We start from the raw sequence: 22,392 nt of genomic DNA, 5'->3' as shown, positions 1-22,392 counted from the left end.
CTTTGATTAATTTTCCGGGATTGCTAACATCGCTGCTCCAAACTCAGGTGGAGCATAGGGCTCTCGATATACACCTAACCCTTTTGTTTCAATCTGTTGGATGAAATGCTGTTTCAAAACTTTTGAATGCTTGAAAATAGACCCTGCCGCTGTAATAGCTGTATCTCTTTCAAAACCGCGTCGAGCGATACTTTCTACATGTAAAACGAGTTCATACGCCGCTTCTTGCAATATCATTACCGCGACTTCATCCTGTCGTTCCGATGCTTCAATCACGCATGTCGCAAGCTTCGCTATTTCGTGTTTTTCGTGTGTCCTCCCATATATGTAACGGACAAGGTCTTCAGGGTTATAGAGATTTAATTTTTCCAACACAAGCCGAGTAAGAAGTGTTTCTTCCCCACGTCCATCCGCTGCTTTCGCTATACATGATAACGCTTTCAAAGAAAGGTGATAACCACTGCCTTCATCCCCGATCAGATGTCCCCAACCACCACATTTATGAGTGGATCCATCACGATTAACGCCAACAGCATTCGATCCTGTCCCAGAGATGACGAGGATGCCGACCTCCTTTTGGGGAGAAAGCGCTCCTTTCAGTGCGGCTAAACTATCAGACCCAATGAACGAATTGCAATTTTCTGAAAATGATAAACCTAAAAAAATATCCTGCACAATCTTATTCATTTCTTGTTCGTCTTCTGGTCTACCTATACCAGCAAGTCCGAAGCCAACGCCAATGATTTGTGCAGAATCTAAGTTGAATGTTTGTAATCCTTTTTCAATAAGAGCCTTCAAACGCTTACCCGCTTCATCAAAACCGATTTGATGAGGGTTGGTCCCCGGCCCCTGGACAACTTTTGGTTGTTCTGGGTATGTATAGTGATCTGCTTCAAGGAACAGGCACGTCGTTTTCGTCCCGCCTCCGTCTATTCCAATCACGTAGTTCATCGACTTCCTCCAAATCTTTGTTGGCTTTATTATAAATTTTTTGAATTTTTATGTCAACATGTGTTTTAAAAAACTGTAATGTTATTTCAAATGAGGTTTATTCAAATGAAATGACTCAATACCAATTAAAAAAACCACACCAGGTCATCCAATATTTGGATGACCTGGTGTGGTTATTATTTCCATTAAAGTCTATATACTGTTCCTTCAAAAGGAGCCAATCCACGGCGATGTGTTGATTCCGTTTCGTTCGTAATAACAACAGGCTTGCCTTCGATTTCTTTTACAATACCATCATCTAATGTCACTTCTTCTGAAGAAAAGTTACAAACAACCAGAAGACTTCCTTCATCCCCAACACGCTTATAAGCAAAAACGTTCGGATCTTCTCTCATCAACAGCTCAAATCGTCCGTCTGTAATCATATCCATCTCTTTTCTCAAACGGATTAACTGTTGATAGAAATAAAACACAGAGTTTTTATCTTCCAGTGCGCGCTCCGCATTAATCTCTCTATAATTCGGATTCACCTGGAGCCATGGGGTTCCATTCGTAAAACCACCATTCTCCTTATCGTTCCACTGCATCGGTGTCCGGGCATTATCCCGGCCTTTCACATAGATGGCTTTCATGAGATCTTCGTGGGACCACCCTTTTTCCTTCTTCTCTTTATACATGTTCAAAAGCTCGATATCCCGGTACTCTTCGAGCGTTTCAAAGTTAACGTTGGTCATCCCAAGCTCTTCCCCTTGGTAAATGTAAGGAGTCCCCTGCATCATGTGCAGACAAATGGCGAGCATTTTTGCTGATTTCACACGGTACTCCCCGTCATCACCGAAACGTGAAACAATACGCGGCTGGTCATGGTTGTTCCAGTATAAGCTGTTCCAACCAACACCATGTAGCGACGTCTGCCACTTTTCAAAATTCTCCTTCAAGTCTACAAGGTTTAAATCCGTCCAATTCCACTTATCCCCGTTCGAATCCAAGTCCATATGCTCGAATGTAAAAATCATATTCAATTCTTCATTCTCTGGATCTGTGTAACGCTTCGCATCTTCAGGAGAAGCCCCAGGCATTTCGCCGACTGTCATGACATCATAATTTGATAAAACTTCCTGATTCATTTCCTGCAAAAATTCATGGACACGCGGGCCGTTCATAAAATACGGGCTCCCATCCCCGTTCTCTCCATCCTGATATTCCGGATCCTTAGAGATAAAGTTGATGACATCCATACGGAACCCGTCCATTCCTTTATCAAGCCAAAACTTCATCATGTCGTACACATCTTCCCTCAAATTCGGATTTTCCCAATTCAAGTCAGGCTGCTTTTTCGCAAAGATGTGCAAATAATATTGACCTGTCGTTTCATCATATTCCCAGGCCGGACCACCGAAAACAGAGTTCCAGTTTGTCGGTGGCTCCCCGTTCTCTTTCCCATCTTTCCATATGTAGTAGTCACGATACGGGTTGTCCTTGCTTTTCGAAGACTCTACAAACCATGGGTGTTCATCAGACGTGTGATTCACAACGAGGTCCATGACCAACTTCAAATCTCTTTTATGAGCTTCTTCCAAAAGCCGCTCCAAATCTTCCATATTTCCAAAAAGATCATCCACTTGGCGGTAGTTGCGGATATCATAGCCATTATCTTCTTGTGGAGAATCATAGACCGGGGACAGCCAAAGGACGTCCACCCCAAGCTCTTTCAAGTAATCCAGCTTCTCAATAATTCCAGGGATATCACCAATTCCATCCCCATTCGTATCATTAAAACTCTTCGGATAAATTTGATAGACGACACTCTTCTTCCACCACTCTTGATTATTCATATCTACCACTCCCTTATGAGAACCTTCTCATATAACCATAACGCAAAAGCGCAGGTGACTTCCATTATTTGTTGTACCAGGTCATACAGATATTGGAAAAGACCACCTCTTGCGAGGTGGTCTTCTTTTAAATTTATGCAGATAAGCGTTCTGTTTTTTTGTGTTCTTTTTTGAGTCGGAAAGGTGCTGTGACCAGAGCTAGAATTAAGAACAGTCCCATATACCCGATCAATGGGTAGAAGAACGCGACAAGTTCTGTAAACCCTACGAAACTAAGCCCGAAAGCGACGACTCCTGTAATGAGAACGAATTTCTTATGCTGGCTTGTCCCGACTTCTGTATAACGAGCAGCAAAGGAGAAGAACATGCTGACTGCTGTATTGAAGACCATCCCGAACAAAACGATTGAGTAGAACGTTCCTAATACTGGAGAGAGGTTATCAACAAGTGCCAGAAGCGGCATATCATAAGACGCGACAGCATCTATTTTAGAGAAGATGGCCAGGTGACTGATTACAATCATAATCCCGAGCCCTAATCCACCGAACAATCCACCGAGCGCAGACGTTCGTTCATCCTTCTCATTTCCTCCCATCAATAAGGACATCGAAGCCCCTACGGCCACGTTAAAGGATACGTAATTGATGGCTGAAATAAACCAGTTGGATAAAGCGGAGGGTTGCTCCACAGCCACTGCATTCAAATTACTGAAAGGCTGTTCCATGGTAAACAAGCTGTATCCGGATATGATTAAGACCGTGATAATTAAAAACGGTGTAATACTGCCGATGACGTTGACGACTTTGTCCACATTCATCATGATTGTTGCCATAACGATCACACTCATGAAAATGATACCGACGAGCGGCGGCAGCCCGAATTGTTGACTTGGAATCGAACCCGCTCCTGCAATCATGACGACTCCCACTCCAAACAGGGTCAGAATGATGACATAATCAACAATCCGTCCAAGCCACTTGTTTCCACTCACTTTATATACCGCTTCCTTATGAGAAGTAGCCTGCGTCCTTGTTCCAAGTTTCACAAGCATCATACCCATATAAGCGAACAGAGCTGTTGAGATAATCGTACCGATCGTACCTAAATAGCCGAAACTCGTAAAGTATTGAAGTATTTCCTGTCCCGATGCAAATCCCGCACCGACGATGATTCCTATAAAAGCGCTCGCAATTTTGAATATTTTTTTCACGATAAATCCTCCTATATTCATAAATGTCTGGTCGTCGATCGTTTAAGTTAAACGCTTTCATATCAAATGTGTAGAATCAGCTTACCATGAAGGCGCTTTCGGTTATTTGGTGAAATCAACAAATCCCCTCTCCTATATTCGTTCAATTCAACAAATACTTCAATAGGAAAATGGATGTTTCTATACGAGAATCAATGATAATATAAAGGTATTCACACCATAAGGAGTACCGCTATGAAACATTCATCAAACTTGAACTATTCATATAAAGATTACATCGATTCCCCAGAGGGGCTTGCCGACAGCATTGCGGAAACCTTAGGATGTCCGGTCACCATTGAGGATGCCAATCACCGCATCGTCTCTTACAGCAAACATGAGAAAAATGTGGACGAAGCAAGAACCGCAACCATTATGAGACGGAAAGTACCTGAACATGTGATCAATGGTTTATGGAAACAAGGAATCATGGCCAAGCTTTTCGAAAGCGACCAGCCACTCATTGTGAAAAAAATTGATGCGATCGGCCTCGGTCACAGATTAGCGATTTCCGTTCGCAAAAATAACGAAATCCTGGGCTTCATCTGGGCACAAACGAACGACCTCTCCGTAACAGCAGAACATTTGGAAGAGATGAAGGAAGCCGCTCAATGGGTCAGCCACCACCTACTGAGACAACAGGCGAAAAAGAAAAAAACAGAGGAAAATCGAAAAGAATTTTTCTGGCAGCTGCTGACAGGCTCTCTCCAAAACCAGGCGGATATCAAACGCTTGGCCAAGAGATTTCATATGAATTTGCAGGGGCAGCTTTGTGTAGCTGTATTCGAGTTCACAGAAGAAATGAGTCAGGCGGTGGAGCGCCATGCCTATTACTTAACAGAAACCCTCCACCAAACCCGTGTTGTGAACCGGATCTTTGATGATCAACAGCTCATTCTCCTTGTTCGAACAGATAATAAAGAAGATGCGAACGAAATGAACCAGGCTTTTATTCGTGAATTCACACAAAAGATGAAAGAACGCCTTAACTTTGAGGATTTAAAAGGGGCTTTCGGGCTGATTTATGACTCGCCGACATTGATCAGTGACAGTTACAAGCAGGCTTTAAAAGTTCTAGACTTGAAAGAACAGTATTCCACAGGGCTGCAGCATGTCGATAACTACCAGGACCTTGGTGTCTATCAATTCCTTAATGAACTGTCTGCCCTTCAAAAACGGGAAAACTACAAAAACGATGCCTTGACCAATATCAAAGCATACGATGAACGGAACAACTCCATGTTGCTTGAGACATTAAAGGTTTTTCTTGAGAAAAACAGTAATGTCCATCAGGCCGCAGCCCATATGCATATTCATACCAATACATTGAACTACCGGCTGAAGCGGATCAAAGACATCGGCAGCATCGACTTCAAGGATATGAATCAGAAGACAATGCTTTACCTTGATTTACTGATTTATGAGAACGAACAGGAGGATTTGTGATTTTACACAAATCCTCCTGTTTATTTTTTCATTTTCAACTAAACAAAAAGTCAGGCTTGAGAGCTATACTTTGGTTACATTCAATTTGAAAGGTGGACGTTCCCCATGATTATCGGAATTCCAAGAGAAATTAAAAATAATGAAAACCGCGTAGCGATTACGCCTTCAGGTGTCATCAATCTCATGAAAGCCGGACACACGATCCGCATCGAAACCCAGGCCGGAACAGGCAGTAATTTTACAGACCAAGAATATCGTGATGCTGGCGCTGAGATTGTTGAAACCGCTTCCGATATTTGGTCGAATTCAGAAATGGTCATGAAAGTAAAAGAACCGCTTCCATCTGAATATGGATACTTCCGTAAAGGACTTATTTTGTTCACATACCTTCACCTTGCAGCGGAACCTGAACTGACAAAAGCGTTAGTAGAAAACGAAGTGACGGCGATTGCCTATGAAACAGTAGCGGTCGATAACAAACTTCCACTTCTTACTCCAATGAGTGAAGTAGCCGGACGAATGGCGACACAAGTTGGAGCTCAATACCTTGAAAAATCCTTCGGTGGAAAAGGAATCCTGCTTAGTGGAGTTCCTGGAGTGTCCCGCGGAAAAGTCGTCATCATCGGTGGAGGCATCGTTGGTACGAACGCAGCGAAGATTGCTATCGGCCTTGGTGCACACGTAACTGTTTTAGACTTGAATCCAAATCGCCTTCGCGAACTGGATGATCAGTTTGGTTCAGATATCCAAACGATGATGTCCAATCCATTCAACATTGCAGAAGCCGTTAAAGACGCGGACTTGGTCGTTGGAGCTGTTCTTATTCCAGGAGCGAAAGCACCGAAACTTGTGACGGAGGACATGGTTAAAGAAATGAAAGACGGCTCTGTTATCGTGGATGTCGCCATCGACCAGGGCGGAAACTTCGAAACCGTCGATCACATTACAACACATGATGATCCGATTTATGAAAAGCACGGTGTTCTTCATTATGCAGTGGCAAACATCCCTGGAGCGGTGCCGCGCACATCGACGATCGCTCTTACAAACGTAACGATTCCATACGCTTTGCAAATCGCATCAAAAGGCGTAAACAAAGCTGTAGAAGATAACAAAGCGATTGAAGCAGGTGTAAACACAGCGAATGGTCACTTGACTTATGAAGCCGTAGCCCGTGATCTTGGTTATGATTACAAGCCAGTAAAAGAAGCCCTTCAAACTTTAGCTCACGTGTAATACGACAAGCTCCTCCACAATTGTGGAGGAGCTTTTTTATGTAGAAAGACTTCCATATATTTACGTACCAGGTCATACAAATAATTCCATTTAAAAATTCACTTTGATTTAGTTCTATAGTTGGAATTTATTTCGTCACTCGAAATGTTCGTGTGACGGTGATTGTGTCTAAAAACCATGATTAAAGTCTTATACCAAACTTCTATTCGACATTATTTTCAGAAAATACAAACAGTTCAATCTACTCTGTATAATAAAGCCTCTATTACCTATAATTGGATACATTCTTGCTAGGAGGTTGGTTATGAAGAAAAAACACGTGATTCCAATGGCCGTATTGTCATCTGCACTTTTAATGGGAACGGTGGCACCGACACAGTCACATGCGATCAGTGAGAACGCAAGTCCAAAAGCTCACGCACAGATCCAGCAAAAAAGTGTACATAAGGATAAAGACAATCGTCCATTCTTTGTACAGCAAAAACAGAGTGAAAAATACACAAAGGCTAATGAAAACTCCGCGAAAGCACACTTGAAAAAGAATAAAGAGAAATTCAAAATGGCTGATCCTGACCATAGTTTAGGAAACGCCGAGATTACAAAAGATGACCTTGGTATGACCCACGTGAAACTTCAACAGGAAAAGAATGGCGTACCTGTAGAAGGACACCAAGTGGTTGTCCACTATGATAAGGAAAACCATGTCCAGACTGTAAACGGTCAGTTCAACGAAGGGATTGAACAAAGCGATATTTCTACCAACGCTTCCTTAAGCGAAGCAAAAGGGTTAGAAGTCGCCAAAGACGCTGTTGATGCTCCCGAACAATTCGTAGAATCTCCGTCATCCACTCTTGTCATCTATCCGTTTCAAGATGAAAATCATCTCGCTTATAAAGTCAATGTGAACTTCCTTGGGGAAGACCCAGGAAACTGGTTCGTTTATGTAGATGCCAATACTGGTAAAGTCATCGACAAATATAACGCCATCATGCATGCAGATGGCTATCAATCTTCCAAAGGATCAGGCACTGGTGTCCTTGGAGACCATCGCAACCTTCACATTTCCCACAGTAACGAGAAAGGTGTGGAAGCAAACGGAACAGATTTTTACCTTTATGACAAATCCCACGAAAACCTGGATGGTATCTACACCTACGATGGGCAGAACAGTTGGAACTATGCGGGCTTGCAAGATAAATTGTTCTCTTCCCGTGATGCGGCCTTTACAGATGATTATGAAAAACCAGCCGTCGATGCCCACTACAACTCTGAAAAAGTGTACGAGTATTATTTAGAAGAACATGACCGCAACTCCATCGATGGTGAAGGAATGGCCATCAAGTCTACGGTCCACTTTGGTAAAGATTATAACAATGCTTTCTGGAATGGTCAGCAAATGACATACGGAGACGGAGATGGCGAATTCTTCATCCCCCTCTCTGCAGGACTTGACGTAGCAGCCCACGAAATGGCCCATGGTGTCACAACAAATTCTGCCGGTCTCCTTTACCGCTTCCAATCCGGGGCTTTAAACGAAGCCTTCTCTGATATTTTCGGAGCACTCGTCGATGAGGAAGATTGGGAAATCGGTGAAGATATTATGGCAGAAGATGCTATTGCTTCCGGACGAACGTCTTTAAGAAGCTTGAGTAACCCTAGCAAATACCCTGTAGGCGAAGACTATGTTCCATACGGAGATGGTAACGGCATGTACCCTTCCCACATGGATGAATACTATGACCTGCCTATGGAATTGGATAATGGTGGTGTCCATATTAACTCATCCATCATCAACCATGCGGCTTACATCACGGGCGAACAGATCGGAAAAGAAAAACTCGGCCAAATCTATTACCGTGCTTTGACCGTCTACTTGCAGCCGGAATCTGACTTCAGTCATGCACGAGAATCGCTCATCCAATCAGCTGTCGACCTCTATGGTGAAAATAGTGAAGAAGCTCAAGCTACTGAAGATGGATTCAATCAAGTAGGAATTACAGAATAAGGAGGAACGGTCTATGAAAAAACAAGTATTTGCAGTCGCTAGTTCCATCGTATTGGCTTCAAGTGTAGCCATCCCTACGTTTGCGGCCGGTAATCATCCCGGTACCCCCGAGCAGCAAACTTACAACAGCTCGGGTTGGACAGACTATGGCCAATTGACGAAAAAATTAGAGCAGATTGAAAAATCCAGCCAAGGGACGGTGCAAGTCGATGTTGTCGGTCAATCCAATAACGGACTTGATATCTATCAAGCCCGTGTCGGTCACGGCGATAAAGTCATTCTTATCGAAAGTGAAATCCACGGCAATGAAAAAACAGGAACTGAAGCCATTCTGAATCTATTAAGCTATTTAGGTTCAAGTAACTCCCCTCACGCCCAAAAAATCAGAGAAGAGGTAACACTTGTTACCCTTCCAAAAATGAATCCAGATGCTTCGGAGCTCGACAGGCGCGGAAATGACATGTCCTGGTCAGAAGTCGTCGAAGACTTCCCTCAGCTGGCTGAGGCCGGTGGTCCGACATGGAATTACTATACCGCCCCAAACATTCAGGGGGACAATTACGCAGCTAATCCAGGATTTGATGTGAACCGTGACTTTAATCCTGATTTGGATTATGTGCCGGATGCAGAAGATGTGCCGGGTTCTTCTTCAGAGCCAGGCTGGTACATCACCCCGGAAGCGCAAACCGTCCGTGACGTCTATAAAAATCTGCAGGACGAATTCGGTAAAGTGGACGTTTTTGTAGACCTCCACCACCAAGGACTCTATTATGTGGATGGTACGAGTGATCCAGTCACATTGTCTCTATCAGGACAATTCGTACCTGATCCAAACTCAGAAGAAGGAGCGAAGTACTCCGAGTACGCTGACAACTATGATTACGATTATTCCCGACAGTTGAATGTCGCCGCCTATGATGCGCTGCAGGAAATGGGCAACTCGCCATTTGATAACATCACCCTTTACAGTCAGGGACTGGACCTTCCAGGCACAGCATTAGGTTCATTTGCCCTTAACGGCAGTGGCACGGTCCTTTTTGAAGTGACGGGTCAAACGCAGAGTCTCGGTCAGAAGAAAAAGGGTATGCTTGTGAAAGCTGTGGAAACAGGTCTTCAAGGAATTATTGACGGAGTAGCTGAAGACACAGTTGATGATTTGAACCCTGAAGATTACGAAGAGATTCCTGAAACGGCTTACCGTCCAAGTTTATAATTCAAAAGAGCGAGGCGTCTTGTTCAGACGTCTCGCTCTTATTATTTAAAGAATTTTAATAGATTTATCCACTTTATGCTAAACTAAAGACTGTGCAAAGAAAGGTGTGAAGTATTGATTATCAAACATTTGGAAGATCCAGTTGGAATTGAAGTTCTGAAAATGTTGTTGCGCCGATTACATCCACATCATCCCTCTATTCCTGAAATAAAAGAAAGACTGTTCAGGGAGCAGGCAGGCCACAAAGGAGAAAAAGCCCTCATTTATCCTCTTTCGCTACTTTCCGATGATCTCTTCATCTTTTACAACCTCCGTTTAAAGTCAGGGGACCACTTTTTCCAAAATGATGCGTTAATCCTTTCAAAGGAATGGATTCTACTAGTGGAAGCGAAATATATGGCCGGTCAGCTCAACATCGATGATAAACAATTAATTCAAACCACAGAAAAAGGGTTAATGGCTTATGATAGTCCCCTCACTCAGGTCCGCAGGCACAAATACCTCCTTCAAAAATGGGTGGACCAGCATGGTTTACCTCCCCTTCCCATTTATTGCGTTGTAGCAAACAGCCATCCAAAATCTATTATTACATGCGCCGATGCCGGATCAGATTTTGTGATACGATCGAACGCTCTTCACGAACTAATCATAAGTTTAAATAGGCAGAAGCCTGTTTTAAATGATTCCCATTTGCAAAAGTTCATTACGGCCCTTCTTAACTCTAACCACTCACTTTCTTTTAATTATCTATCTCATTTTAATATTTCACCCAAAGATCTCCAACCTGGCATCCATTGTACAGGATGTGAATATTTAGGTATGACCCGTCATCATGGGTCCTGGGTATGTAAGAAGTGTTCCTCTAAAGACAAAAATGCTCATACCCCCGCACTTAAAGATTATTATTTCATTTATGGACCACAAATCACCAACGCAGATTTGAGAGCATTTCTTATGATACGTTCCCCTGCAACAGCGAATCGTTTCCTCCATACACTCAATCTCCCATTCAAAGGAAAGAATCGAGGAAGAGTCTATTATCTTAACTTTTTTGAGTGATATCATCTAACCTTTGAGTGATATCCTTCACTTTGGTTGAAATCTCTTTTACTATGAACGATTTCAAACAGTATTTGATTGATTTCTCTTCTACTTTGAGCGATCCCACACAGACTCTGATCGATATCTTTCACTTTGATCGATTCCATCCAATCCTTGAGCGATTCTTCCTCCTCTTTGATCGATTCCTCTTACACTTTGATCGATTCCTCTTACACTTTGATCGATTCCTCTTACACTTTGATCGATTCCTCTTACACTTTGATCGATTTTATCAACCTTCAATCTGGTAGAATGTTAGAAAAAAGGAGTGGCTCAACATGGAACTTACTGATCAACTAGGACAAGAAATCATCCGTCGACTATCCCGATACATTGATGTCGCCATCAACCTCATGGATGCGACTGGAAAAATTGTAGCCAGCACAAATACCGCTCGTATCAATCAAATCCATGGCGGAGCTCAAAGAGTTATAGAAACGCTGGAAGCACAACAAATAACAAAAGAAATCTCAAACCAATATTCTAATACGAAGCCCGGGGTTAACCTCCCAATTTTTCATAGAGGTGAACTTGCAGGTGTGGTCGGTTTGACAGGAGATCCGGACCAAGTGTTCCAAGCAGCTGGAATGACTCAAGGATCTGTAGAGATAACTCTGGAACAACTCTATATTCAAAAACAGAGCTTTTATCAGGAAAGACAGTGGAATCACTGGTTTCATCAGCTTATTTCAAACAGGGAAACCGAAGACCTGGAAAAAGAAGCACGTTACTCATTACGGGCAGACCTTAAGAAGGCTTGGCAAGTCTTCGTTTTCCAGACACCCTACCCTTATAATTTCGCAGAGCGACTCCGCATACAGGCTGAACAGCTGAAACTAAACCCTCTCTTCATCCTGCCTTTTCAGGAAAATTCAGTGGTCATGCCTCTTCCATTCCAAGAGCATCTACCACCAATAAAAACAGATGGACCTGCCGCTGTTGGTGAACCAGGGTATAGTGCTAAAGGTATTTATACATCTTTCCAACAGGCAACGCAGACGTTAGATATTGCAGGAAAAGCCGGTAAAATTATTTACAGTGGGTCACTTAAGATGGAACGGCTACTTTCAAGCATTCCAAAGGACACGTACACAGAGATCACGGAGCCTTATGCCAATCGGCTGAACCAATTAGAAGCAGCATATTTAGAAACGCTCCATTCTTTCTTCAACAACGCCTTGAAAATGAACCGGACAGCTGATGATTTGCATGTCCATCGAAATACTCTTCATTACCGTCTCGATCAAGTCCATAAAAAAGTAGGATTGGATGCACGGAATTTCAAAGATGCGATTATCTTACAAGCCATTTTAGTTAACCGTTAATTTGTGCACTTGCACAAGAATACGCTTGCATTTTTCTGATATTTTGTATAACTCATCAATTGTTATCGTTTCTTATTTCCTGTTGAATAGAAAGTAACCAAATTAAAGGAGGGTGAATGATGAAGGTCGTTTTTGCCCCTGATTCCTACAAAGGAAGTTTGTCTTCCATTCAGGTCGCTGAAGTCATGAGAAAGGCTTTTCATTCGGTAAATCCAAATATTGAAACCATTATGAAGCCAATGGCTGATGGCGGAGAAGGAACATTAGAAGTATTTTCTACATCTGTAGCCCACGAAAAAGTCCACTTATCATGTAAGGGCCCGTTGGGAGAAAATCACGAGAGCTGGTATGTAAAAATGGACGATCAGCGTGCTGTAATTGAAGGAGCCGCGATTGCCGGCTTACCACTAGTACCAACAGAAGAACGTAATCCCGATCACACAACAAGCTATGGCATTGGGCAGGCAATCACGCATGCTTTAAACGAAGGGTGCACCAACTTAATTGTAGCCATTGGCGGAAGTTCAACAAACGACGGTGGCCTGGGAATGTTACAGGCACTTGGAATGAAAACCTACGATGAAAATGGCCAGGAGACAGGGATGTATGGAAAGGACCTCCATGCCGTAAAAAGAGTGGACTTTTCTGAACTGGACCCACGCCTCAAAGACGTCACGATTCGCGTTGCTTCTGATGTAGACAATCCACTGACTGGACCTCAAGGAGCAAGTCGCATCTATGGCCCACAAAAAGGAGCGACCGAGCAGCAAGTAAATGCTTATGATCATGCTTTAGACCACTATGGAAAAATCATTGAAGAAGTGTTTGATAAAAACATCAAGAACACCCCTGGTGCTGGTGCTGCTGGCGGCCTCGGATTCGCTTTTCTTACCATTGGTGCGCAACTTGAATCGGGCGCAAAGTTAGTTGGCGAAGCGATTCAACTCAAAGACTGCATCCGCGATGCTGATTATGTCATTACCGGAGAAGGACAAAGCGATGACCAGACGCTTTATGGAAAAGCGCCAGGGTATGTAGCTGAACTTGCAAAAGAAAACCATACACCAGTCCTTCTCATTTCAGGGAGCTTAGGAGCTAACTACGGCGCATTAAATGAAATATTCACAAGTTGTTTTTCCATAGCTCCAGGTCCTTCATCGCTAGAGGACTGCCTTAAGAATGCGGAAGAATATTTATTTGAAACAACGAGACAAATCGCAAGGTTAATCACCCAACAATAAAAAGGAGTGAATCGTCTATGGAAGGTTTCGGACTTGTACTTATTATTTTACTTGGTGTTTTATTCGTTATTGTTGCCACAGCGAAATTCAACCTCCACCCTTTCCTTTCCCTTTTGATTTCTGCTTTTGCTATCGGAATTTTAGCCGGTATGCCACTTGGAGACGTCGTAGAGGCCGTCAATGGCGGGTTCGGAGGATTGATGGGAGGCATCGGACTCGTCATCGTATTTGGTACGATCATCGGTGTCATATTAGAAAAATCGGGCGCTGCTTTACGCATGGCGGAAGTCGTTTTAAGAATCGTCGGGGAGAAAAGACCTCAGCTAGCGATGAGCGCAATCGGTAGTATTGTCAGTATCCCGGTGTTCTGTGATTCAGGGTATGTTATTTTATCCTCTTTAAAGAAAGCGCTTGCAAATAAAACGAAGGTTACCGTTGCCTCTATGGCGATTGCCTTATCTACAGGTCTGTTCGCCACGCACACTTTAGTGCCGCCGACACCTGGACCAATCGCAGCTGCAGGGAATATCGGTGCCCAAAATTATCTAGGAACGGTCATTTTATTTGGTGTCATCGTCGCGATTCCTGCTATCTTGGTGGGTTACCTTTGGGCTGTCAAAGCTGGCTCTAAAATTCACATTGATCAAAGTGAAGAGGATGCTCTCTATGATTACGATGAGGTCGTCAGCAGTTTTGGGGATATGCCTTCGGCCACTAAATCATTTGCTCCTATTTTAGTTCCGATTCTTCTAATTGGATTCAGCTCTGTCATCACTTTTGCTGGATGGGAAGGTCCTGTTTTTTCCTTTTTCCTATTCCTAGGTTCACCTGTTGTCGCTCTTCTGGTTGGCGTCTTATTCGCTTTCACTCTTCATCCAAAATATGATGAAGAAACACTTACCCAATGGGTAGGAATCGGAATTAAGGAAGCCGCTCCTATCCTATTGATTACAGGAGCAGGTGGAGCTTTCGGTTCTGTCATCAGCTCCACAAGCATTGCTGATCTCATTAAAGGAATTGCGGGAAATGAAGTAGCTGTCGGTGCTGTATTCATCTTCATTCCATTCATAATCGCTGCCGCATTGAAGAGTGCACAAGGATCGTCTACAGCGGCGATTGTTATCACGTCAACCTTGATCGCACCTCTTCTTCCGCAAATCGGTATTGAAGGAGCTGTCCCTCTGGCACTCGTCGTCATGGCCGTCGGTGCAGGTGCGATGGTGGTCTCTCACGTTAATGACAGCTATTTCTGGGTTGTAAAAGAGTTCAGTGGGATGTCCATCACACAAGCTTACAAAGCTCAAACGATGGGTACATTACTGCAAGGACTGACAGCCATTATTGTCACTTCGGTCCTCTGGTTTATATTAGTATAAAAAAAGGTGTTGATCCCTCATGGAGGGGTCAACACCTTTTTAAATCATATTCACGCTATGTTTAAATAATTCCTTCCTGACTTTGAGTGATATCTCTCACTTTGAGTGATTCTCTACTTAGTTTGAGTGATTTCCCACTCACATTGAGCGATTATCCACCTAGTCTGAGCGATATCCCTCACTTTGAGCGATTCTCCATCTAGTTTGAGCGATTTCTCCCTCACCTTGAGCGATTCTCCATCTAGTTTGAGCGATTCCTCCCTCGCTTTGAGCGATTATCCACCTAGTCTGAGCGATATCCCTCACTTTGAGCGATTCTCCATCTAGTCTGAGCGATTTCTCCCTCACTTTGAGCGATTCTCCATCTAGTCTGAGCGATTTCTCCCTCACTTTGAGCGATTCTCCACCTAGTTTGAGCGATTTCTCCCTCACTTTGAGCGATTCTCCACCTAGTTTGAGCGATTTCTCCCTCACTTTAAGCGATTCACTAACTAGTTTGAATGATACCTTCTTCAATTTCAGACATTTAACCTATCAAACTAGATAAACAACAACACCAATCATTCCCCAAATTGGCAGAGAGAGAAGACTGGCCCATAAAAGACCTTTAAAAAAGTTTCCCTCATATTGCTCCATACCATCACCTCTTTAGTTACAGTATGGACAACTCCATTCGCAATCTTACTCTAGAACGTTCTACAAAATCCGATCTATGTCCCAGACTGATTGAAGGAAAAAGACGCCTCCGCTTAAGCCGCCTCTTCTAAAAATTATGTGGCTAAAAAAATTACAACAGGAATAGTTACTAAACTGAGCACCGTCGTCGCTAAAGTCGCACTTGTGACCGTTTGGGGTTCTGTTTGGAACTGGATCGCATACATTGTCGTATTTGCAGCTGTAGGAGTGGCTGCCATGATGATCATAATCTGCTTCATCAATGGATCGACAGGCATTGCCCAAACGATGGCGGCTGCGATGGCTGGTGCAGCGACCAGTTTAATTATTAAGGCAATGGATACTTTTTTATATTCAAATCCTTTGACCTTGATGTTCGCAAGTTGCATGCCAAGGGTAAGCATGATTAAAGGAATCGCAGCACTAGCAATTAAATCTACGCCTTCTTTAAGCTCACCAATAGAGAGTCCGAACGTTTGAAAAAGGAACCCGGCGATAGCCCCGTAAACCATCGGCATCCGACGAACGGAACGAAGGGCAGCTTTCATTCCATCCCCCTTGTCTCCTCCCCCTTTGGCTGCATAGTAAACGCCTAATGTACTCATGAGCAGCTGTTGTAAAACCATAAGAACGATTGCGGTTTCCATTCCTGCCGTTCCGAATAAGAATAAGACTAGTGGTGTCCCGTAGTTTCCGTTATTGGTGAAGGCACAGGACAAAACCATCCCGCATCTTTCCTTTTCGGTATAATTTTGTACCTTGGAAAGAATAGAAACGATGCCAATAATAATAATGCAGAGTCCGAGCATATAGATAGAAATATAAACATAGGAAAAGGTGATCTTTTCCTCGTAAAACGTCTGGAAAACAAGGAACGGAACGAGAATATATAAAGCAAGTTTCGAAAAAGTAGAGGTATCAAATTGAAAGATCTTCTGAGCTCCATAACCAATACCAAACACTAAGAAAATCGGCAATAAAATAGTGATAAACTCCATGGGCTTTCTCCTATAAGTCAAATTAAGAAAAGGGAGCCGTATGGACTCCCTTCTTAGTTACAAGTTGAACACAACAATTTTTTCTTCTGTCATTTCCTCAATCGCATAGCGTGGACCTTCTTTTCCGGTTCCACTCTTCTTCACACCGCCATATGGCATATGATCGACTCTATAGCCGGAAGTATCATTCACAATCAATCCGCCAACGTGAATGTGATCCATTGCTTTCATAGCAAAGGCCAAGCTGTTCGTGAACAACCCTGCTTGAAGTCCATATTCAGAGTCATTGACGAAGGAAATGACTTCATCTTCATCAGCATAGGAATCAATGGCTACAACCGGTCCGAACACTTCTTGCTTACAAACTTTCATTTCCGAGTTCACGTTTGTAAGAACAGTAGGTTGGTAGAATACACCGTCACGCTTTCCTCCTGTTTCAATTGCAGCACCTTCTGCAACCGCTTCGTTGACCCATTCTTCCACTCGAGCCGCTTCTTCTTCTGCAATCATCGGCCCCATTTGCGTGGAAGGGTCCATCGGGTCTCCTAATTTGATTTGAGAAGTCGCTTCTCTTACTTTTCCTAGAAACTGGTCATACACATCATCGTGAACGTAAACACGCTGGACGGAAATACATACCTGTCCTGCATTGTTAAAACTTTTTTGTGCAACCAATTGTGCCGCTTGATCAATATCGGCATCTTTGTGAACGATCGTTGCAGAATTGTTGCCTAATTCCAATGCGACATCACGTAAACCTGCTTCTTTTCGAATCCGCTCTCCGACTTGGGGACTGCCGGTAAATGTAAACATATTCACATCAGGATTGGATGTCAGCAACGGTCCTACCTCATGGCCTTCTCCTGTAAGTACATTCAGTCTCCCTTTTGGAAGTCCTGCTTCTTCAAAGAGCCTCGTCAATAGCAAAGCAGTAAGCGGCGTCTGCTCGGCGGGTTTTAAAACAACACTGTTCCCAGCCGCCAACGCTGGGCCAACTTTGTGACAGACAAGGTTCAACGGGACATTGAACGGCGTAATGGCTGCAACCACGCCGACAGGATAACGTCGTGTGAAAGCTTTACGATTTTCAGATCCCGGGGCTGCTTCAACAGGGATTTCTTCTCCGTGGATACGTTTTGCTTCCTCCGCTGAATTCTCAAGAGTTAAGGCAGAGCGACCTACTTCTCCTCTTGCTTCATTAATCGGTTTTCCGACTTCCTGAGCAATAATTGCTGCAAACTCTTCGGTGTTGTCTTTCAATAACTGAGCGACTTTCAGTAAAACTTGATAACGGTCATATAAAGAGAAAGGCACTTGAAAAGCTTTTTTAGCGCTTTCAACAGCTTCCTTTACATCTGATTCATTGGTAATGGATGTTTCACCGATTTTTTCTTGGTTGTACTTGTTTAAGACAGGTACGGTATCTTCTTTTATCCGCCATTCGCCGTTGATAAATAAACCGAAAGAATAGTCTGTTGCTACTTTATTCATTACAACAACCTCCTTATATATTATAACGTTACGACCTTTTGTTCACTAATAAATGCTTCCGCACGTCCTGCACTTCCAAAGACATCAATCTTCTCTTTAACTTTTTCCTTCATCCGCTCACGACCAGCTCCCAAAGAGTTAGCCAAGACAATATCTTCTGGATTAGAAGCCAAATAGTCTTGTAACCCTTGCGTGTAAGCCTGGCGAAGTTCCGTGTCTACATTAATTTTGGAGATGCCTAGCTTAATAGCTTGCTGGACTTGTTCATCCGGCACATCCGAACCGCCATGCAGAACGATTGGTCGAGCCACAGCTTCAGATATTTTTTTCAATCGTTCGAATCGCAGGTTTGGTGTCTGTTTGTAAATGCCGTGGGCCGTTCCAATGGATACAGCTAAGTAATCGACATCTGTTTCGTTCACAAAATCAACCGCTTCCTCGGTCGTAGTGATCAACGCATCTTTTTCGTCTACCGTAATATCATCTTCGGTTCCACCAATTTTACCGATCTCCCCTTCACTGCCGATCCCAAGCGCGCGGGCAGCATTGACCACCTGCTTCGTAATTCTTGTATTTTCTTCAAATGACAACCCCGAACCGTCAAACATCACCGATTGAAAACCGGACTGAATGGCTGCCATGGTCTGCTCATACTGACGGCTGTGATCGAGGTGGATACATACAGGAACAGTAAAATCCTTTGCAAAAGAATCGACCATATCTTTCATAGGCTGCAAGCCCAGCGTTTGAATCACCTTCTGTCCAATCTGGATCATCACAGGGGCTTGCTTTTCCTCCGCAGCTTCTAAAATAGCTAAAATGGTTTCCGCATTATGAGCACTAAAGGCTCCGACTCCGTACTTGTTTTCATAGGCATGGGTTAGCAATGTCTTTCCATCCACAAATGGCATAGAGGACCACTCCTTTTATCGTTTAAGTTCAAGACTATAATGATATTGATCGTTACGATATTTCGTTTTCGTATATTCAATCGGTCGTTCATTGACACCGAAACTCAGCCTCGTCATTTCAAGAAGAGCTTCCCCTCCCCTTATTCCGAGGGCATCCGCTTCATCAATGGTTGCATTAATGGCTGCTATTTTTTCGCTGGCTCTGTTCAAATAAATGTTGTAGTTTTCAAGGATTTCGTAGTAACGCGCTTCATCTAAATTATGTTTCATCAGGATCTCGCCGATCTCTTTCGGCCAGCATGTACGCTCAAGGGCCACCGGTACTTCATCCGCTAAACGAATCCGTTCAATTAACAAAATGGGTTCATCGTCTTTGACTTCGAGCATAGACTTTTCGTGATGAAGGTTAGATTTGAACTCCGCCCGGATCAACTTGCTTCGAGGGACTTGCCCGCGTTCCAGAACCTCTTCGGCGAACCCTTTTAATTGACTTAAGTTCCCGCTCAATTTCCTAGGTTTCACGATTGTTCCGCGGCCTTGTTTCTTTTCCACCAAACCTTCCTGCACGAGAATGGATATGGCCTGACGGATCGTTGTGCGGCTGACGTCGAATTCCTTCATCAGTTCCTGTTCCGTCGGAATCAATTTATCTGCTTCCCATTGTCCATTATGAATGCGATCAATGAATAATTCTTTCAATTGTAAGTATAGGGCTAAATCTTTGTTGGGATTAACTTTAGTGTTCACTATATTCGACTCTCCTTTTTGAAAGCGGAGGGTAAGAAGGCCGGTCACCTCCTAACAGTGGAGTCAACCATTGATAATAAGCCTTGAGATTTGTAATGAATTGAGCTGGTAACAGCCTTTCTCCCTCAGCAATCACTTTTTCAAGTTTTACAGGTCTGATCTCCATTGTATAATAATTTGATGCTTCTCGCCCAACTGCGACCATTACTTCATCATACCCTTCCAACACCCATCGCCCACCTTCTCTGCCAAGTTGATAAGCTTCATAGGTATCGATGGGGGATAAAGCCGATGTATCCGCCCTTTGATTCATCCCCAACAGTTCTGCCCTTGTATTCACATTTAACTCTTCACTGATAAATTCACTGATTTCCTTAGAGATCCCTCCGAGAATGGAGCGTCCGTCTACCTGATTGAGTTCAATTTGAGATCCTTGTTCCCACTGAACCCCTTCACTGACCACAACAATCGCGTAACCATAGGAACTCAACGCTTCTTTAACTGTCCGTAATAATGTATCCTTGTTCAAGGGCTGCTCCGGAAGAGCAATATAATGCGGGCCTTCTTCCTCGTACTCTCTCCAAGCTCCTGCAGCGGCGGCTAACCACCCTGCGTTCCTGCCCATCGTTTCCAATACACGCACCTGCTCAAAATTCTTCATGGAATATAAATCCCGGCTCAAATCCTTCGTCGTTTGGGCGATCGATCTCGCTGCACTTGCGAAACCTGGTGCATGATCTGTGCCTCCCAAGTCATTATCCACCGTTTTCGGAAGTCCCAGTACCTGTAGAAAATAACCCTGACATTCGGCTTCTTTTTTCACTTTTAACAAAGCTTCCATCGTTCCATTCCCGCCGATAAATACAAGGGTATCGATTTGGTGCTTCTTCAGGGATCGAACTGCTTCAGCAATCGCTTCATCGTGAAAAGGGTAACGCCCGGATTGTAAACAGGCGCCCGGAACCGATTGATTGTCAAGAACCCAATCAATCACTTCCGAATCACCGTAAAGAAAATTCTCTTCCACCAGACCTTGATAACCTCCTTCAACGAAGGTCAGTTGACACTGTTCTTTTACACTTTCAACAAAACCAGCCAGGGTAGCGTTGATGACAGCTGTCGGTCCTCCTGCCTGCCCTACTGCGACATGTTTCATCAGGTGTCCTCCTCAATCAATCTTTGGTATAGACGATGGTTTCAAGGTCCAGTTGACGCCCAAGTTCCACTAACTCCTCGACGACATCTTCATAAACGAGAGCATAGTGAGGCTCAAAACCTTCCTCCATTAAACTGTACAGCGTGTCATTGATCTCCGTCTCAAGCTCCACTTCTACGGATGTCCCGTTGAAACGTTTCGGTGTATCTAAGGCGTTTCCTCTCATGACAAGCAGACGATACCCATCTGGTGTATAGCTGACGCGGAACATCGTCACTTGACCTGGCTTAAGACCGAATTCCATCGTAAAGCCGAGTTTACGGTTTGGATGTACGCCCGGCTGCGCTCCCTGGTCAGGGTGAGCAAGAGAGTAGGCACCTGCGCCGCAATGCCAGAAGACGACTGAATTACTCGCTTCATTCACATGAACCATATCTCCTAAGTAAGGCGCTTTTCCTCCACTCAGTTGCTGCAAAATAAACATGGAAACAGATCCATGGATATCTGATTCACAAGAAGAAACGATCCCGTCTTCGGTAAATTGGGAAAGGGTCGAACAGGCGGCTGCTCCTAATTCATTGAAAAACTCCGGCCAGCAGCGGATGGCGAGTCCTGAAAGGTTTTCTTGATTAACGACAGACTCGACATAAGTCGTGAACTGAGCAAAACGCTGAACGGTTTCATCATTTCTGTTCAAGCCGATGACTTGCTGCTGTGCTCGGTCAATTGCATGCTCCCATTCGCCTTCTGCTAGTTTCTTAGATTCTTCAAAAGCTTTCATCAAGTCGACACTTTTGACCTCAACCCCAAGTTGCTTCTGGAGCATCTCTTCGTCGGTCCCTGAGAAGAAGAAACCAGGAGGGTGTTCTCCAATGACACCGATTTTGAACTGCTTCAAATCTTGAATCATCTGCTGAACTTTTAAGTATTTTTTTAAACGCCCGCGAATTTGAGCCTCTTCTGGATTACCAAAAAGGAAAGAAAAAGGATGTTTCGCACATTTCAACACGTGACTGGTGCTGTTTCCACCTGTTAGGGAGTTTAAGCGCAACCGTCCATTAATGCTCGGTTCACGAATGGACCACACCATCACAGGCGCATCTACTTGCTTAATCAGCGTTTCTACAAACTCACCATCAGCGAACGTGACACTTTGATAGATGGAAACGCCGATGTCATCCTTAGCAATCGCTTTCAAAAAGTCATTCAAGTCATCGGGTGAAGTAAGGATCTCCTCCGGTTCAATTACTTCAATTCCTAACTCGTTCAACATCTCCGAACTCTTTTTCCTTTGGATTTCTCCTGCTTCTAAATCAAATGTTTTTCTCCCGATTGGAAGATACAATACTTTCATGCTCATTGATCCGTCCCACCTTTTTCTCTATTTGAAAACATCATACCATACATACCTACCTTTAAACAAAGGTTATTACCTT

At 43.7% G+C, this 22,392-nt stretch carries 18 protein-coding genes; 8 read left to right on the top strand and 10 right to left on the bottom strand.

What is annotated here, in order from left to right; translation table 11 throughout:
* Positions 1–6 precede the first annotated feature (6 nt).
* From BLS23_RS03975 to BLS23_RS03965, 3 genes are all read right to left on the bottom strand, one after another.
* Positions 7–951 (bottom strand): N-acetylglucosamine kinase, encoded by a 945-nt coding sequence (locus BLS23_RS03975; protein WP_089651242.1) that lies wholly within the window; start codon positions 949–951, stop codon positions 7–9.
* Between the two features lie 185 nt (positions 952–1,136).
* Complete coding sequence (locus BLS23_RS03970; RefSeq protein WP_089651241.1) at positions 1,137–2,786, bottom strand: glycoside hydrolase family 13 protein; 1,650 nt, start codon at positions 2,784–2,786, stop codon at positions 1,137–1,139.
* Positions 2,787–2,919: 133 nt separating this feature from the next.
* Positions 2,920–3,996, bottom strand: coding sequence for a YkvI family membrane protein (locus BLS23_RS03965; protein ID WP_089651240.1), 1,077 nt, complete (start codon positions 3,994–3,996; stop codon positions 2,920–2,922).
* Positions 3,997–4,230: 234 nt separating this feature from the next.
* On the opposite strand from BLS23_RS03965, the gene BLS23_RS03960 reads away from it, so the two are divergent.
* From BLS23_RS03960 to BLS23_RS03940, 5 genes are all read left to right on the top strand, one after another.
* Positions 4,231–5,481 carry a PucR family transcriptional regulator gene (locus tag BLS23_RS03960; RefSeq protein ID WP_089651239.1) on the top strand — a complete coding sequence of 417 codons (1,251 nt, stop codon included), beginning with the start codon at positions 4,231–4,233 and terminating at the stop codon, positions 5,479–5,481.
* A gap of 105 nt (positions 5,482–5,586) precedes the next feature.
* A complete protein-coding gene (gene ald / locus BLS23_RS03955; RefSeq protein WP_089651238.1) occupies positions 5,587–6,717 on the top strand; it encodes an alanine dehydrogenase in 1,131 nt (376 codons plus the stop codon).
* 304 nt (positions 6,718–7,021) lie between these two features.
* Positions 7,022–8,722, top strand: a complete 1,701-nt coding sequence (locus BLS23_RS03950) for a M4 family metallopeptidase (RefSeq protein ID WP_089651237.1) — start codon at positions 7,022–7,024, stop codon at positions 8,720–8,722.
* A gap of 13 nt (positions 8,723–8,735) precedes the next feature.
* Positions 8,736–9,935 carry a M14 family zinc carboxypeptidase gene (locus BLS23_RS03945; protein WP_089651236.1) on the top strand — a complete coding sequence of 400 codons (1,200 nt, stop codon included), beginning with the start codon at positions 8,736–8,738 and terminating at the stop codon, positions 9,933–9,935.
* A gap of 114 nt (positions 9,936–10,049) precedes the next feature.
* Complete coding sequence (locus BLS23_RS03940; protein WP_089651235.1) at positions 10,050–10,994, top strand: nuclease-related domain-containing protein; 945 nt, start codon at positions 10,050–10,052, stop codon at positions 10,992–10,994.
* A gap of 90 nt (positions 10,995–11,084) precedes the next feature.
* Here BLS23_RS03940 and BLS23_RS21280 read toward each other — a convergent pair whose 3' ends face one another.
* A complete protein-coding gene (locus tag BLS23_RS21280) occupies positions 11,085–11,279 on the bottom strand; it encodes a hypothetical protein (RefSeq protein ID WP_143015216.1) in 195 nt (64 codons plus the stop codon).
* 35 nt (positions 11,280–11,314) lie between these two features.
* Here BLS23_RS21280 and BLS23_RS03935 point away from each other — a divergent pair, with 35 nt between their 5' ends.
* From BLS23_RS03935 to BLS23_RS03925, 3 genes are all read left to right on the top strand, one after another.
* On the top strand, positions 11,315–12,361 hold the full coding sequence (locus BLS23_RS03935; protein WP_089651234.1) for a CdaR family transcriptional regulator: 1,047 nt from the start codon (positions 11,315–11,317) through the stop codon (positions 12,359–12,361).
* 119 nt (positions 12,362–12,480) lie between these two features.
* Complete coding sequence (locus BLS23_RS03930; RefSeq protein WP_089651233.1) at positions 12,481–13,602, top strand: glycerate kinase; 1,122 nt, start codon at positions 12,481–12,483, stop codon at positions 13,600–13,602.
* 17 nt (positions 13,603–13,619) lie between these two features.
* Positions 13,620–14,978: a GntP family permease gene (locus tag BLS23_RS03925; RefSeq protein ID WP_089651232.1), complete on the top strand. Its 1,359-nt coding sequence runs from the start codon at positions 13,620–13,622 to the stop codon at positions 14,976–14,978.
* A 770-nt stretch (positions 14,979–15,748) separates the two neighbouring features.
* On the opposite strand, the gene BLS23_RS03915 is transcribed toward BLS23_RS03925, so the two are convergent.
* From BLS23_RS03915 to sftI, 6 genes are read right to left on the bottom strand one after another with little or no spacing between them, the layout of a single operon-like run.
* Positions 15,749–16,651, bottom strand: coding sequence for an AEC family transporter (locus tag BLS23_RS03915; protein ID WP_089651230.1), 903 nt, complete (start codon positions 16,649–16,651; stop codon positions 15,749–15,751).
* Positions 16,652–16,708: 57 nt separating this feature from the next.
* Positions 16,709–18,142: an aldehyde dehydrogenase family protein gene (locus BLS23_RS03910; RefSeq protein WP_089651229.1), complete on the bottom strand. Its 1,434-nt coding sequence runs from the start codon at positions 18,140–18,142 to the stop codon at positions 16,709–16,711.
* A 20-nt stretch (positions 18,143–18,162) separates the two neighbouring features.
* Positions 18,163–19,053, bottom strand: a complete 891-nt coding sequence (locus BLS23_RS03905; RefSeq protein ID WP_089651228.1) for a class II fructose-bisphosphate aldolase — start codon at positions 19,051–19,053, stop codon at positions 18,163–18,165.
* A 15-nt stretch (positions 19,054–19,068) separates the two neighbouring features.
* Positions 19,069–19,800 carry a GntR family transcriptional regulator gene (locus tag BLS23_RS03900; protein WP_089651227.1) on the bottom strand — a complete coding sequence of 244 codons (732 nt, stop codon included), beginning with the start codon at positions 19,798–19,800 and terminating at the stop codon, positions 19,069–19,071.
* Positions 19,790–20,956: a diphosphate--fructose-6-phosphate 1-phosphotransferase gene (locus BLS23_RS03895; RefSeq protein WP_089651226.1), complete on the bottom strand. Its 1,167-nt coding sequence runs from the start codon at positions 20,954–20,956 to the stop codon at positions 19,790–19,792. The genes BLS23_RS03900 and BLS23_RS03895 overlap by 11 nt, the downstream gene beginning before the upstream one ends.
* Before the next feature lie 16 nt (positions 20,957–20,972).
* Positions 20,973–22,316, bottom strand: coding sequence for a sulfoquinovose isomerase (gene sftI / locus BLS23_RS03890; protein WP_089651225.1), 1,344 nt, complete (start codon positions 22,314–22,316; stop codon positions 20,973–20,975).
* Positions 22,317–22,392 lie beyond the last annotated feature (76 nt).

This window comes from Halobacillus aidingensis (genome assembly GCF_900104185.1).
Lineage (GTDB): Bacteria > Bacillota > Bacilli > Bacillales > Halobacillaceae > Halobacillus > Halobacillus aidingensis.
Note: the sequence above shows the minus strand (reverse complement) of the source record. Positions and strands in the feature narration are given on the sequence as shown.